Here is a 14,554-nt window from a genome sequence, read left to right as displayed (position 1 = left end):
ACATAGTGAACCGCATACACTCCAATAAATTTGAGGATCGGATGCGATGTATCGGGTTGCTGGCCGTAATGTGGCTGGCATGCAGCCCAGCCTGGGCAGTGCCAGAGCTGAATGTTGCAGTAGCGGCAAATTTTCGCAGCACTTTAGCCCCACTGGCGGAACAGTTTGAACAAGAGAATGACGTTAAGGTGCGTCTATCCTCCGGCGCATCCGGTGCTCTATACACCCAGATCCTCCACGGGGCGCCGTTCGATCTGTTTCTGTCGGCGGATAATGAACGGCCAGAATTGTTGGCGCAGCAGGAGCTCATCATCGGTCAGCCGTTTACTTACGCCACCGGCGTTCTGGCTTATTGGCAGCCGGGAGTGCCGGGAGAGTCGGTGACGAAGCAGCACTTTATGCAATGGCAGGGGCGATTGGCGATGGCCAACCCGCGCATTGCACCTTATGGCGAGGCGGCCCGAGAGGTGCTTGAGCGTTCTGAACGGACTGATGAATTTGGTCGCAACATCGTGCGTGGCAGCAACATCTTGCAGACCTTTCAGTATGTCGAAAGTGGCAATGTGGCCGCAGGCTTTGTTGCCTTAGCGCAGTTGCACGCCTTTGCAGTGCCCGCGTCTGAGTATTGGGTGGTGCCAGCAGAGATGCACACGCCGATATTACAGCAGGGGGTGGTGCTCAAACGCACCGATGAGCCTGAGTTGGCCCGGCAGTTGGTGGATTTCCTGCTCACCCAAGAGGGGGCATTGACCGACGCGGGGTATCGCCTTGACTGAGTGGTTGATGCCGTCCGATCTGGAGGCGTTGTGGATCACCGTCAAGTTGGCGTTGATCAGTACGGCACTGCTCCTATTGGTGACGCCGCCGTTGGCTTGGTGGTTAGCTCACAGTCGAGCCCGTTGGCGTCCGTTGGCGGAGGCGTTGGTGGCGCTGCCGCTGATCCTGCCGCCGACGGTATTGGGGTTTTATCTGCTGTTGCTGTTCTCGCCGCAATATTTTCCCGGTCAGACCTATCAGGCGCTGACCGGCTCGACCCTAGCGTTCTCGTTCACCGGCCTGGTGCTGGGCTCCATGCTCTACTCGCTGCCGTTTGTGGTGCAGCCGCTGCAGGCGGCGTTCACCACCTTGGGCAAAGGGGAACTGGAGGCGGCGGCGACGCTGGGGATGAGTAAGCTGCAGCGCTTTACCCATGTGGTGTTTCCCATGACCCGGCACAGCTTCGTGCTGGCGGGCATGTTGGGATTTGCCCATACCCTGGGCGAGTTTGGTGTGGTGCTGATGATCGGCGGTAACATTCCTGGCGAAACCCAGGTGATCGCCATTACCCTGTTTGAGCATGTCGAAGCGCTGGAATATGTCCGCGCGCATGTGCTGGCGGCGGGGCTGTTGATCACCTCGCTGGTGTTGCTGCTGTTTATCTATGTCGGCATGGATCGACGGAAACGTCGTTGGGGTTATTGGTAGTGGCGATGCGTTTAGAGTTGGCCTTGGCGGGGAAGCTGGGGGAGTTTGAGTTTGATCTGCAGTTGGATCAGGTGATGGACGGAGCGCTGGGGGTGTTTGGCCCGTCCGGGGTGGGCAAAACCAGTTTGATCCGGGCGATCGCCGGTCTGGAGCGGGGCTTGCCGGGGCGCATTGTGCTCGACGGTGAGGTGCTGCAGGATACGGCGGCGGGGATCTTTGTGCCCATCGATAAGCGCCGTATTGGCTTGGTATTTCAGGATAGTCGCCTATTCCCTCACCTGACCGTGCGGCAAAACTTAGCACTGGCGTTGCGTCAGACCCGGCAGCCGATCTTCTCCATCCAAGAGTTGGCGCATGAGTGCTGTTTTAGTGAGTTGTTGGATCAGCCCGCGCCCTCACTCTCGGCCGGTCAGCGCCAGCGGGTGGCCATCGCCCGGGCCCTGATCGCGGCGCCGCGTTTGTTGCTGCTGGATGAGCCGTTGGCGGCGCTGGATATGGCCAGCCGTCAGCACCTGCTGGACTTTTTGCAACGGGTTTCGGCGCGCATACCGCTGCTGTTCATCAGTCACTCGGTGGCGGAGACGCTGCAGCTGTGTGATCCCATTGCGGTGATGACTTCGGGACGGATCGCGCAGATCGGCCCGGGTGAGGCGATGGCACCGAGTCTGCCGAAACGCCGGGGCCTGGGCACTGTGGTGGCGGTGGATCCGGCGTCCGGTCAGGTAACCATTCAACTCGATGAGTTTGCGCCGGATCTGGCCTTGGCGCAGGTGGTCGGGGTGGTGAGTGAGCCGAGTTGGCTCAAGGGGCGTGAGTAGTATCCATGGGTGATTAGTGTCATCTGGCGGGATCGCGTATGCTGACACGTTGTTAATACCGGCAGATCGACGATCTGCTGTGGTTTGGCGGTCCCCTATCCAGACGTTAGGTGGCTTGCCCATACCGCGACAATCGCGCTTGATGGGATGCTCGCAGCGCACCAAATTTCAGTACCACTCGACCAGATGAAGGCTCGAGGTGTCTGTTTTCCTCCCCTGTGAACCTTCCATTCAAGCACCCGGCCTGTCGTGGTGAGTAGTCCGAAACCTTAGGGTTTCGTTATGGAGGATCCATGTCTGATGAAAAACAATCGTACGAACTCGAATCAAAAATAAATACGCCAGTGTTCGGCTGGGCGACGGCCCTGATCTTCGCCATCGTTGCTTACGCGGTGGCTCTGCCTGAGCAAGCGGCGTCCAGCTTCAGTGCGACCCAAGCGGCGGTGATCGCTAACGCCAGTTGGTTTTACGTTCTCACCGTCGCGGTGATCTTGATGTTTGTGGCCTTCTTGGGCTTGTCCCGTTTTGGTGACATCAAGTTGGGGCCGGATCATGCCGAGCCCAAGTACAATAACAAGTCTTGGTTTGCCATGCTGTTCTCCGCAGGCATGGGGATCGGCCTGATGTTCTTTGGTGTCGCCGAGCCGGTGATGCACTTTATGAGTCCCCCCGAAGGGGAGCCGGGCTCGATTGAGGCGGCTAAGGAGGCGATGAATATCACCTTCTTCCACTGGGGCCTGCACGCCTGGGCGATCTACGCAATTGTGGCGCTGATCCTGGCTTTCTTTGCCTATCGGCATAATCTGCCGTTGACACTGCGCAGTGCGCTCTACCCCCTTATCGGCGACAAGATCTACGGCCCTATCGGCCATGCGGTAGATGTGTTTGCCATTCTGGGAACGGTGTTTGGGGTGGCGACCTCGCTCGGCTTTGGCGTGGCCCAGGTCAACGCGGGCTTGAACTATCTGTTCGATGTGCCCATTGGGACCCAATCTCAGGTGGTGCTGATCGTGGCGATCACCACCTTGGCCACCATCTCGGTGGTGACCGGGCTGGATAAGGGCATTCGTCGCCTGTCTGAGCTCAACCTGGTGCTGGCGGTGGGCTTGATCCTGTTGGTGCTGGTACTCGGCCCCACGGTCTATCTGCTGCAGATGTTCGTTGAGAACACAGGTAACTACTTATCCGATATTGTAGGAAAAACCTTCAACCTGTATGCCTATGACCCGAAAGAGTGGCTTGGCGGCTGGACCTTGTTCTACTGGGGCTGGTGGTTGTCTTGGTCGCCGTTTGTCGGCATGTTTATTGCTCGGATCTCCCGTGGTCGTACTATCCGTCAGTTTGTGATGGGGGTGCTGTTTGTGCCGGCGGGTTTCACGCTGGCTTGGATGACGGTGTTCGGTAACTCGGCGATTGATCTGATCCTCAATCAGGGTGTGGTTCACCTGGGTGAGGTGATCGGTCAGGATTCGTCATTGGCATTGTTTGTGTTCCTCGAGCAGTTCCCGTTCAGCGCGCTGTTGTCGATGCTGGCAATGTTGATGATCGTGGTGTTCTTCGTCACTTCCGCGGATTCTGGCTCCATGGTGGTGAACATGCTGGCCTCCGGCGGTGAAGATGACACCCCATTGTGGCAGCGGGTTTATTGGGCCGCATTGCTTGGTGTGGTGGCGGTGGTGCTGTTGATCGCAGGCGGTCTGTCGGCATTGCAGACTGTGACCATTGCCAGCGCGCTGCCGTTCTCCATTATTTTAATGGTGGCCTCGTACGGTTTGCTGCAGGCGCTGCAGGTGGATCTGCAGAAAAAGGACAGTCAGTTGGCGGCCATTCTGGCGCCGCGAGTTACGCGCAATCCTGTGTCTTGGGACCGTCGTTTACGCAACATGATGCAGTTTCCTCGTCGTAGTCATGTCAATCGCTTTATCGATGATGTGGTGGAGCCGGCGATGGAATTGATGGCCAACGAACTGCGTAAGCAGACGGTGGATGTCGAAGTGCGCCGCGAAGAGGATACCAATCGTGTGGCGCTCGAGGTGGCGCACGGCGAGGAGATCGATTTTGTCTATGAGGTGCGACCGAAGGATTATCTCCGTCCGGCATTTGTACAGACGGATGAAGAGGTGGATGATGAGGACAGCAAGTATTTCCGCGCCGAGGTCCACCTGACCGAAGGGGGCCAGGATTACGACATCATGGGTTGGAGTCGGGATCAGGTGTTGGGAGACATGCTGGATCAGTATGAAAAACATCTGCACTTCCTGCACGTAGTGCGCTGATGTAACAGGGAAAAAGATGTACGCCCCGGATCGTTCGGGGCGCTTTATTTGACAAGGAAGACGCTGTATCAGTGTCAAAGGAAGTCATTATGAATACCCTTGAACCGGCGCTAGAGCTGCCTTCTGGCAGCTTGAATCGTCCGGTGTTTTTCGGGGCCAGTGCGCTGATCTGCCTGCTGGTGATCCTCGCAACCGCCTTTCCCGATGCGGCCGCCGAGCAATTCGGCACGCTGCAATCTCAGATCCTCGACAAGGCCAGTTGGTTCTATGTGATGACGGTGGCCATCATCTTGGTGGTCACCCTGTATCTGGGGGCGTCGCGTTTCGGCGATATCAAGTTGGGACCGGACCATGCGCAACCGCAATTCAGCTATGGCTCCTGGTTTGCCATGTTGTTCTCCGCGGGCATGGGCATTGGCTTGCTGTTCTTTGGTGTGTCCGAGCCGGTGATGCACTTCCTGACACCGCCGGAGCAAGTGCCGGGCACGGTCGAAGCCGCCCGTGAGGCGCTGGTGCTGACCTTCTTCCATTGGGGCCTGCATGGCTGGGCCATCTACGCGTTGGTGGCGTTGATGTTGGCGTTCTTTGCCTATCGTCATAACTTGCCGCTGACTCTACGCAGTGCGCTGCACCCGTTGATCGGGGATCGGATCTACGGCCCCATCGGCCATGCGGTGGATATCTTCGCCATCATCAGCACCATCTTCGGGGTGGCCACCTCGCTCGGGTATGGGGTGCTGCAGGTCAATGCAGGCCTCAATCATCTGTTTGAGGTACCGGTGGCGGGCAGCGTACAGATTGGCCTTATCCTGGTGATCACCCTGTTGGCGACGGTGTCAGTGGCCACTGGGTTGGAGAAAGGGATCCGGCGCTTATCCGAGCTCAACATGGTGTTGGCACTGGCGTTATTGGCGCTGGTGGTGTTCCTTGGGCCCACCTCTTGGCTGATGGAGGCGTTCGTCCATAACTCGGGCAACTACCTGGCCAGTTTGGTGGACAAGACCTTCAATCTGTATCTGTATGAGTCCAGTGAGTGGATGGGCGGCTGGACCTTGTTGTATTGGGGTTGGTGGTTGTCTTGGGCGCCGTTTGTCGGCATGTTCATCGCGCGGATCTCCCGCGGACGCACCATTCGTGAATTTGTTACCGGCGTGCTGGTGGTGCCGGTGGGCTTTACCTTTTTCTGGATGTCGGTGTTTGGCAACAGCGCGATCGATCTGATCCTCAATAAGGGCGATCAGGCACTGGCCAAGGTGGTAGAACAGGATGTGGCCTTGGCGTTCTTTGCCTTCCTTGAACATTACCCCATGAGTCAGTTGCTTTCCGCCGTGGCCATTGTGATGATCATTGTGTTCTTCGTCACGTCGGCGGATTCTGGCGCCATGGTGGTGGATATGCTGGCTTCCGGTGGTCAGGATGAAACGCCGGTGATGCAGCGGGTGTTCTGGGCCGCCATGATCGGTTTGGTGGCTATGGTGCTGCTTTATGCCGGGGGACTGGCCTCATTGCAGACGGCGACCATTGCCAGTGCGTTACCCTTCTCGGTGGCCCTGTTGGCCTGCACCTATGGCTTGATCAAAGCGCTTCGAATGGACCAAACCAAACGGGAGACATTGAGCCAGACCAATCTGGCCCCGACGACCGGCGGGGCGACGCTGTCCTGGGATACTCGGCTACAAAATGTGGTGCGTTTTTCTCGCAAGGGGCAGGTGGAGCGTTATCTGAAGTGCGTGGTCGAGCCCGCCATGGTGTCGGTGGCGGAGTTGCTGGAGATGGAGCAGATCGACGTGCGTATCGCCCACGATGAGGCGAAAGGCAGCGTCTGGCTCGAGGTCTTGCACGGTGAGGAGATCGATTTCTACTATGCGGTGCGTCCACGCGCCTATGCTCAACCTGCGTTTGCCGGGGATGAAGAGGCTCAGGAGTACTTCCGTGCCGAGGTGCATCTGCGCGAGGGGGGTCAAGATTACGACATCATGGGCTGGAACCGAGAGCAGGTGCTCAGTGACATCGTGGAGCAGTATGAGAAGCATCTGCACTTCCTCCACTTGGTGCGCTGATCGCCGCCATTGAAAACCCAAACGCCCCGGCTCAGCCGGGGCGTTTTTTATCTTAGGTGCACGGTCTCTGGATCAGCGATTTTCCGGTACGTCGCCGCGAGCCAGCGCTTCGCGCAGTTTGCTGATCTGGAAGTCGATCTGGCCGGCCATTTTCGGTTGGGCGGCTTTCTGGCCCAGTAACACAGCGCAGTGCAGTGCGCGGTGATAGAGTGCCCAGCGGGCCTCAGTGTTGCGCTCCCCTTCGAGGTAATCGGCCAGCACGGCCTTGATCGCCTTGCTGTCGACGCTTTGGCGCTCGCCCACCAGCTCGGCGCCAAACTCAAAGGCCTGGCTTAGGCCCTGCTTGAGCGCGGTCTTGGTTTCGAGTTTGGCATTGCTGCCCTGAGCCCAATCGCCGCAGGCGCGTTCGGCGTCGGCCTGCAGCGCGTCCAGTTTGGCCTTGGCGTTTTGGTTGGCGTCCTGATGCTCGCGTTGATAGCGTTTGGCCTTAAACACGAAATAGAGGGCGATAAGGGCGACGGCGACAAGGATGACGTTGTAGATCACAGGGTGGGACTCCGAACTGGTTTGGATAACTCGCCCCTAAGCATATGGCGAGTGACCCATCGGGGCCAGAGCGGGCACAAAAAAACGGGCTCGGGCCCGTTTTTTCTGCGGTTGTGCGCCTTACTCGGCGTCGCTTTGTTCTGGCGCCGGCGTCTCCAGTGCATCGAGGCGGGCTTCGAGCTGCTCAACCATCATCCGGGTTTTGGCTAGGACCGCCGTTTGCCGGTCGAACTCGTCGCGGGAGACGAAATCGAGTTTGCTCAGTTGGCTTTGCAGCACGCTTTTGGCTTTCACTTCAAACTCATCGGCAGCGGCTTTAACGCCTGGGGGCAGGGTGCTTGCCAGTTGTTGTGCGAGCTCTTCCAGTTTTTGTGGGTTCAGCATAGGTCCATCCCTTGGTCGATTTTCTCGTATAGTAGCAGATTGTGATCTCAATCTTGCGATCCTATCGGTCGCGTAATTGGGGTAAACTGCGCGCCCATTTTACTGAAGGATCCTCTTGCCGATGAAACTCAATCCGGCCCAACAACAAGCCGTTACCTACGTCTCCGGGCCCTGTCTGGTGCTGGCGGGCGCCGGATCCGGCAAGACTCGGGTGATCATTAATAAGATCGCCTATTTGGTTCAGCAGTGCGGCTATAAGGCGCGTCATATTGCGGCGGTGACCTTTACCAATAAGGCGGCGCGGGAGATGAAGGAGCGGATCGCCGGGACGCTGGGCAAAGGCGAGGCCCGCGGCCTGCGTATTTCCACCTTCCACACCCTCGGTCTCGACATCATCCGCCGCGAGCACAAGGTGCTGGGACTCAAGCCGGGCTTCTCCTTGTTTGACGATCAGGACACGCTGGCGCTGCTCAAGGAGCTGACCGAGGATGAGCTGCTGGAAGATAAGGATCAGCTGCAGCAGCTGATCAAGCAGATCAGCGATTGGAAGAACGATCTGGTGCTGCCGGAGCGGGCTCAGCGCATCGCCCAAGGCGAGAAAGAGGTGCTGCACGCCGAGCTCTATGCCCGTTATCGCGACCATATGACGGCGTATAACGCGCTGGATTTTGATGATCTGATCATGATCCCGACGGTACTGCTGTCCAGCAATCAAGCGGTGCGCGAGAAGTGGCAGGATCGCATTCGCTACCTGTTGGTGGATGAATATCAGGACACCAACACCAGTCAGTATCAGCTGGTGAAGCAATTGGTTGGCGAGCGTGCCCGTTTTACCGTGGTGGGCGATGACGATCAGTCCATCTACTCCTGGCGTGGCGCCAAGCCGCAGAACCTGGTGCTGCTGGGCAAGGACTACCCCAATCTGGAGTTGGTTAAGCTGGAGGAGAACTACCGCTCCTCCGGGCGCATTCTGAAGGCGGCCAACATCCTGATCGCCAACAACCCGCACGTCTATGACAAGACCCTGCGCGCCAACCTCAACTATGGCGAGCCGCTGACCGTGGTGACCGCCAATAATGAGGAGCACGAGGCGGAACGGGTGGTGGCCACCCTGGTGCGGCACAAGTTTATGAACCACGCCAAGCACAAGGATTACGCCATCTTGTATCGGGGCAACCATCAGGCCCGGATCTTTGAGAAAGCGTTGATGACCAACCGCATTCCTTACAAGATCTCCGGTGGCACCAGCTTCTTCAGCCGTTCGGAGATCAAGGACATCATGGGGTATCTGCGGGTGCTGGTGAATCCGGATGACGACAACGCGTTTTTGCGGATCTGCAATGTGCCCAAGCGCGGCATGGGGCCTGCCACGCTGGAGAAGATCGGGCGTTTGGCCAACCGTAAGCAGATCAGCCTATTTGCGGCGTGTTTCGATCCGGAGATCGAGCAGGCGCTGCCGCCACAAGGCGCGGAAACGGCCATGGTGTTCACGCGCTGGCTGGTGGAGCTGGGCGACCGGGCACAGCGCGGCGATACGCTGGAAGCGCTTAAGGAGATGATCCGCGGCATCAACTACGAGGATCACCTGTACGATACCTCGCCCAGCCCGAAGGCGGCGGAGATGCGGATGAAAAACGTGTCCGAGCTGTATCGCTGGATCACCGATATGTTGGAGGGCGACGATCTGGAAGAGGCGATGACCCTGGCCCAGGTAGTGACCCGACTGACCCTGCGCGACATGATGGAGCGCAACAATGAGGACGAGGAGTCGGATCAGGTGCAGATGATGACCCTGCACGCCTCCAAGGGGTTGGAGTTTCCCTACGTGTTCCTGGTGGGCGCCGAGGAGGGCTTATTGCCGCACCAGAGCAGCTTGGACGAGGGCAATGTCGAGGAGGAGCGCCGACTGGCCTATGTGGGCATTACCCGGGCGCAGCGGGAGCTGTTCTTCACTCTGTGTAAGGAGCGGCGCCAATACGGTGAGCAGCTCAAGTGCGAGCCCAGTCGATTCCTGTTGGAGCTGCCCCAGGACGATCTGGTGTGGGAAGCGCGGCAGAAAAAACCTTCCGCCGAGCAGCGTCAGCAGACCGGCAAGAGCAACATCGCCATGATGCGGGCGATGCTTAACAAGAAGTAGGGCCAGAGTGTCAGCAGCAGGCCCAACTCAGTGCTGCAATTGTGCCTGGGGAACTGAGCGGTGATTGACGTGAGGTTGCTCTTGATAAAACACGGCGAAGGGTATGGCCTGAGTTAGCCGGGCCGAAAAATTGCCGGCATTGCGGTTTTTAGGATGAAACTGAACAGCCCTTGCACAGTTTGGTCAAAAATGTGCCAGCCGCGCCGTCGGAATGAATTATTCGTGGACGACAACCGGTGGCTTGAGTATTATACCCGCCGTCAAGGATGCGCCCATAGCTCAGCTGGATAGAGCGTTGCCCTCCGGAGGCAAAGGTCAGAGGTTCGAATCCTCTTGGGCGCGCCATTTTCTATGGTCCGACGCAATATATTCGATGGTGGCTATAGCTCAGTTGGTAGAGTCCCGGATTGTGATTCCGGTTGTCGCGGGTTCAAGTCCCGTTAGCCACCCCATCTTTCTTGTTTGCTGAAGCCGTTCGGCAAATATCCAATGATACGATTTGGTCTGCAGTGGACGATTGTCTACGCTTCCATTGTGTCGTTGAGCAGCGTGTCTGCTGCATCACTGTTTCAGTGGTGGCTATAGCTCAGTTGGTAGAGTCCCGGATTGTGATTCCGGTTGTCGCGGGTTCAAGTCCCGTTAGCCACCCCATCTTTTACGAAAAAGCCGCACTCGATGAGTGCGGCTTTTTTGTTGTCAGAGCAGCTATCAGCTATCAGCTATCAGCTATCAGCTATCAGCTATCAGCTGATAGCTGATAGCTGATAGCTAACCGCGTACGCGGTTATCCGCCAGTGTGGCTCATAAAGCGCAGGATCTGGGTTTCGCCGTCGGTCGAGAAATGGTGCATCTCAGGTTTATTGCCCATGGCTTCGAGGATCGCCTGCTTTAGCGGCTCGATGTCGTCCGGCGACTGACGCAGGATGGCTTTCAGATCGATAGAGTTCTCATTGCCTAAGCACAGCAGCAACTCGCCGGTGGTGGTTACCCGAACTCGGTTGCACTCATCACAGAAGTTGTGGCTGTGAGGGCTGATAAAACCGATACGAATGTCACTGTCGGCCATGCGGAAATAGCGCGCTGGGCCGCCGGTGTTCTCCGTGGTTGGCATCAGTAGGTATCGGGTTTCTATCATCTCACGCACCTCGCCGCTGGTCAGCAGGGAGTGGCTGCGCCGATCCTCACTGAGGATCCCCAGTGGCATCTCCTCGATAAAGCTGATGTCCACGCCCTTGTCGCGCGCAAACTCAACCAGATCCAGCACCTCGTCGTCGTTGTTGCCTTTCATCGCGACGGCGTTGAGTTTGATGCGCTCAAATCCGGCGGCAATGGCGGCGTCGATCCCGTCCAGGACCCGTTCGAGCTTACCGTTGCGGGTGACGTTCTTAAAACGCTCGGGATCCAGGGTATCCAGACTGATGTTGAGCCGCTTGAGGCCAGCCTGCTGCAGCGGCTGGGCGAACTTCTTCAGCCGAGAGCCGTTGGTGGTTAGGCACAGATCCTTTAAGCCGGGCAGTGTGGCTATCTGCGTCACCAGATAGGGCAGATCGCTTTTGACCAAGGGCTCGCCGCCGGTGAGGCGGATCTTTTCGACGCCGAGCTCGGTAAAGGCCTGAGCCACTTTATGCAGCTCTTCCAGGCTCAGCACCTGATCTCGCGGCAGAAACTTGGGGTCTTCATCCATGCAATATACGCAGCGAAAGTCGCAGTGATCGGTCACTGATAATCGTAGGTATTTGATCTTCCGGCCGAAGCCATCAATAAGTGCCATGATGTTCCTCTTACAGCAGATCGCTAAATGGTTGAACCCAGACCGGATCGCCGGGTTGTACCTGTTCGAGCGGTTCTTCGATCACCACCAGGCAATTTGCCTTGACCATGGAGCCGAGCATGCCGCTGCCCTGCTGGCCGGTGGTTTTGACTTCGAGTTGGCCACCGGCGCCGAGTTGCATGATCCCGCGGTGAAACTCGGTGCGGCCCACGCGGCTGCGCATCGGCTCAGTGGCGATGGCGCGCATCATCTGCGGCTGCCACTGCTGCTCGCCCGCCATCTTGCGTAGCGCGGGCTGGACGAACTGCAGGAAGGAGACCATGACCGCGACCGGATTGCCGGGCAGGCCAAAGAACAGGGTCTCGTTCAGGGTGCCAAACGCCAATGGCCGGCCAGGACGCTGGGCGATCTTCCAAAAATCGATGCGGCCCAGCTTGGCCAGTGCATCCTTGATAAAGTCGGCATCGCCAACGGAGACGCCGCCGGAGGTGAGCACCATATCCGCTTGCTCGGCGGCACTCTCTAACGCTGTGATCATCGCCGCTTCGTTGTCTTCGATGATCCCCAGATCGAGCACCTCGACGCCTAACTTGGTCAGCATGCCGTGCAGGGTGTAGCGATTGGAGTCGAAGATGCAGTTGGGTTGCAGCGCTTGCTCCGGCGAGCAGACCTCGTCGCCGGTGGAGAAGATGGCGACTTTGGGGCGACGCCAGACTGATGGCTGTGCCAGTCCCAGTGAAGCTAACAAGCCCAGCTCGGCCGCACCGATCCGCTGACCGGCACCGAGCGCACTCTGGCCTTGGGCGATGTCTTCCCCGGCCGGGCGCACGTTCTGGCCCCGCTCAAGCGGGCCTTCAAACTGCACTTGGCCATCATGCTCTTGCGCCAGCTCGCGCATGATCACTGTGTCGGCACCGGCGGGGATAGGAGCACCGGTCATGATCTTGACCGCTTCACCCGGCTGCAGGGTGCCGTCATAGGCGTAGCCGGCGAAGATCTCCGCGACCACCGGGTAGCGTCGCCCGCTTTGGTGCGCCTCATCCAGTGCGATGGCGTAACCGTCCATCGCCGAGTTGGTGTGTTGCGGCACGTTGATCGGCGAGATGGCGTCATCGGCCAGCACGCGATTGACGCAGTGCTTCAGCGGCGGCTGCTCACGGTCTGCGACCGGCGTCACCATGGCCAGGATGCGATCCAGCCCCTGCTTGACCGACAGCTGTTTGCGTTCGGTGCTGTCACAGCTGGGACCGAGCGGTTGCAGCGCGACCGGCTGCCAGCGGGCAATGAACTGGGCAACGAAATCGGCGATGGCGTCGACGTCATTGATGTCGAGTTTGGGCAGGGCGAAGTCCGCCGGCAGCTCGGTGGCGTCGTCGCAGGCGACGGCCTGGATCAGCGGATCGTCGGTAAAGACGAACGGCTTACCGACTTCGGCACGGTGCAGCTCCAGTTTCGGCAGCGGCATCTTCTTGAAACCCTCCACCAGGATCATGTCCACGCGGGATTGATCGACCATGGCCAACAGCTCTTTGAGATCCGGATCGCCCTCGACTGGGCGTTCCATCATCAGGGCGCGTCGTTTGGAGGAGGCGATCAGCATCTGATCGGCGCCGGATTTGCGCAGCTCGTAGCTGTCCTTGCCCGGCTTATCCACTTCGAAATTGCAGTGTGCGTGCTTCAGGACCGCGATCTTGAGGCCGCGCTCATTGAGGGTGGGCAGCAGCTTACGCAGTAGGGTGGTTTTGCCGGTGCCGCTGTAGGCACACAGGCCCAAAACCGGAACGCGGCAGTCCGCCAGCAGTTCATTTAATGTCATGATTTGCCTCGTTGCGAGTCCTGAGCATGCAATATCTGTTCGAGTTGTTGGCGCTGCTCTGGAGTGTTGATGTTGGCAAACGCTTCCATCTGGCCGGCAAACTCACAACGCACGGCATGATGCTGGCTAAACCAACGTTTAATTTTACGGTCTTCACCGCGCAGGTACTGTTGCAACGACGGCAACAGGCTGCGTTTCATCAATAGGATCACCGGGTGATCGTAGTGACCATCAAAGGCCACCGTGAGATCCGCGTCTTCCTGCTCCAGCTGACGCAACATGGCGTCGGCCAGATCGGTCGGCAGCATGGGCGTGTCGCAGGGGCAGATCAGGACATAGTCGGTTGTTGCCTGTTGCAGTGCCACACACATGCCCGCCAGGGGGCCGGGATGATCCGGGTGTTGATCGCTAAATACCGGGTAGCCTATGCGGGCATAGGCGTCCTTATTGCGATTGGCGATCACCAAGGTCGGCATATTATCCAGTCGCACACGATTGAGCACATGTTGGATCATCGGCTGACCGGCAACTGTGATCAAGCCCTTATCTTCGCCATTCATTCGGCTGGCGCGGCCACCGGCTAAGACTGCCAAGGTCACCTTGTTCATGCGGACAGCTCCTGTTGGGTCTCGCAGATCAGTTGTTGTTTTTCCAGTCGCCAGATCTGCTGGCACGCCTCGGTGAGCGCGGTGTGCTGGTGGCTGGTGAGAAGCAGGCCGCAGCCCTGACGTTGTAACTCGTCCACCATGCCCGCCATAGCGGCAATGGAGTCGCAATCCAGGCTGGCGGTGGGCTCATCCAGCAGCAGGTGGGCCGGGCGCAGCACCCAGGCTCGGGCCAGCGCCAGTCGCTGACGTTCGCCGCCGGACAGCACCTGAGCGCTGCTGTGGCGTAAGTCGCTGAGCTGGGCCAGCTCGATGGCTTGTTCTCGGCGCTGGCGCTGCTCATCGACGGTCAGTGCCAGCTGTTTGAGGCCATAGTTGATGTTCTCTTCGACTGTGCCATCAAATAGATACGGGTTTTGGTGCAAGTAGACGATGCGGCCCTGCAGCAGGTTGCTGCTGCGCCATCTGGCCGGTGGATTGGCTTCGCCGTGCAGGGCGATCCGTCCGCGACTGGGCTTTTGCAGGCCTGATAGGATCTTTAACAGCGTTGTCTTACCTGCGCCGTTGGCCCCGCGCAGCCAGATCCGCTGGCCGGGGTTGAGTTGCAACTGGGGGATCTGAAACAGCCGTCGTTGGCCGAAGTGGATCTCAAGATCGTGCGCGTACAGTTGCATCGG

At 58.5% G+C, this 14,554-nt stretch carries 12 protein-coding genes and 3 tRNA genes; 9 read left to right on the top strand and 6 right to left on the bottom strand.

The window, feature by feature from the left end:
- The first annotated feature begins 41 nt into the window (after window positions 1–41).
- From modA to ABEA08_RS13500, 5 genes are all read left to right on the top strand, one after another.
- Window positions 42–776 (top strand): molybdate ABC transporter substrate-binding protein, encoded by a 735-nt coding sequence (gene modA / locus ABEA08_RS13520; RefSeq protein ID WP_345335857.1) that lies wholly within the window; start codon window positions 42–44, stop codon window positions 774–776.
- A 7-nt stretch (window positions 777–783) separates the two neighbouring features.
- Window positions 784–1,464 (top strand): molybdate ABC transporter permease subunit, encoded by a 681-nt coding sequence (modB, locus tag ABEA08_RS13515; protein WP_345335856.1) that lies wholly within the window; start codon window positions 784–786, stop codon window positions 1,462–1,464.
- The gene (locus ABEA08_RS13510; RefSeq protein ID WP_345335855.1) at window positions 1,449–2,282 is read left to right on the top strand and encodes an ATP-binding cassette domain-containing protein; all 834 of its coding nucleotides are present in this window, start codon (window positions 1,449–1,451) and stop codon (window positions 2,280–2,282) included. Before modB ends, ABEA08_RS13510 begins: the two co-directional genes overlap by 16 nt.
- 293 nt (window positions 2,283–2,575) lie before the next feature.
- Window positions 2,576–4,558, top strand: a complete 1,983-nt coding sequence (locus ABEA08_RS13505; protein WP_345335854.1) for a BCCT family transporter — start codon at window positions 2,576–2,578, stop codon at window positions 4,556–4,558.
- An 89-nt stretch (window positions 4,559–4,647) separates the two neighbouring features.
- Complete coding sequence (locus tag ABEA08_RS13500; RefSeq protein ID WP_345335853.1) at window positions 4,648–6,618, top strand: BCCT family transporter; 1,971 nt, start codon at window positions 4,648–4,650, stop codon at window positions 6,616–6,618.
- Window positions 6,619–6,690: 72 nt separating this feature from the next.
- Here the strand turns inward: ABEA08_RS13500 and ABEA08_RS13495 are convergent, their stop codons facing one another.
- Window positions 6,691–7,164 (bottom strand): hypothetical protein, encoded by a 474-nt coding sequence (locus ABEA08_RS13495; RefSeq protein WP_345335852.1) that lies wholly within the window; start codon window positions 7,162–7,164, stop codon window positions 6,691–6,693.
- 120 nt (window positions 7,165–7,284) lie between these two features.
- Window positions 7,285–7,548: an accessory factor UbiK family protein gene (locus ABEA08_RS13490; protein WP_345335851.1), complete on the bottom strand. Its 264-nt coding sequence runs from the start codon at window positions 7,546–7,548 to the stop codon at window positions 7,285–7,287.
- A gap of 121 nt (window positions 7,549–7,669) precedes the next feature.
- On the opposite strand from ABEA08_RS13490, the gene rep reads away from it, so the two are divergent.
- The 4 genes from rep to ABEA08_RS13470 all read left to right on the top strand — a co-directional run bounded on the left by rep (window position 7,670) and on the right by ABEA08_RS13470 (window position 10,336).
- Window positions 7,670–9,685, top strand: a complete 2,016-nt coding sequence (gene rep / locus ABEA08_RS13485) for a DNA helicase Rep (protein ID WP_345335850.1) — start codon at window positions 7,670–7,672, stop codon at window positions 9,683–9,685.
- A gap of 268 nt (window positions 9,686–9,953) precedes the next feature.
- Window positions 9,954–10,030: transfer RNA gene (locus ABEA08_RS13480), tRNA-Arg, on the top strand.
- A gap of 31 nt (window positions 10,031–10,061) precedes the next feature.
- Window positions 10,062–10,137, top strand: a tRNA-His gene (locus ABEA08_RS13475).
- A gap of 123 nt (window positions 10,138–10,260) precedes the next feature.
- Window positions 10,261–10,336: transfer RNA gene (locus ABEA08_RS13470), tRNA-His, on the top strand.
- Window positions 10,337–10,469: 133 nt separating this feature from the next.
- Here the strand turns inward: ABEA08_RS13470 and moaA are convergent.
- From moaA to ABEA08_RS13450, 4 genes are read right to left on the bottom strand one after another with little or no spacing between them, the layout of a single operon-like run.
- Window positions 10,470–11,459 carry a GTP 3',8-cyclase MoaA gene (gene moaA, locus ABEA08_RS13465; RefSeq protein ID WP_345335869.1) on the bottom strand — a complete coding sequence of 330 codons (990 nt, stop codon included), beginning with the start codon at window positions 11,457–11,459 and terminating at the stop codon, window positions 10,470–10,472.
- A 7-nt stretch (window positions 11,460–11,466) separates the two neighbouring features.
- Window positions 11,467–13,272: a bifunctional molybdopterin-guanine dinucleotide biosynthesis adaptor protein MobB/molybdopterin molybdotransferase MoeA gene (locus tag ABEA08_RS13460; RefSeq protein WP_345335849.1), complete on the bottom strand. Its 1,806-nt coding sequence runs from the start codon at window positions 13,270–13,272 to the stop codon at window positions 11,467–11,469.
- Window positions 13,269–13,880: a molybdenum cofactor guanylyltransferase MobA gene (gene mobA, locus ABEA08_RS13455; protein WP_345335848.1), complete on the bottom strand. Its 612-nt coding sequence runs from the start codon at window positions 13,878–13,880 to the stop codon at window positions 13,269–13,271. Before mobA ends, ABEA08_RS13460 begins: the two co-directional genes overlap by 4 nt.
- Window positions 13,877–14,551 carry an energy-coupling factor ABC transporter ATP-binding protein gene (locus tag ABEA08_RS13450; RefSeq protein ID WP_345335847.1) on the bottom strand — a complete coding sequence of 225 codons (675 nt, stop codon included), beginning with the start codon at window positions 14,549–14,551 and terminating at the stop codon, window positions 13,877–13,879. The genes mobA and ABEA08_RS13450 overlap by 4 nt, the downstream gene beginning before the upstream one ends.
- Window positions 14,552–14,554 lie beyond the last annotated feature (3 nt).

It is taken from the genome of Ferrimonas pelagia (genome assembly GCF_039543565.1).
In the GTDB taxonomy this organism is placed as follows: Bacteria; Pseudomonadota; Gammaproteobacteria; order Enterobacterales; family Shewanellaceae; genus Ferrimonas; species Ferrimonas pelagia.
Note: the sequence above shows the minus strand (reverse complement) of the source record. Positions and strands in the feature narration are given on the sequence as shown.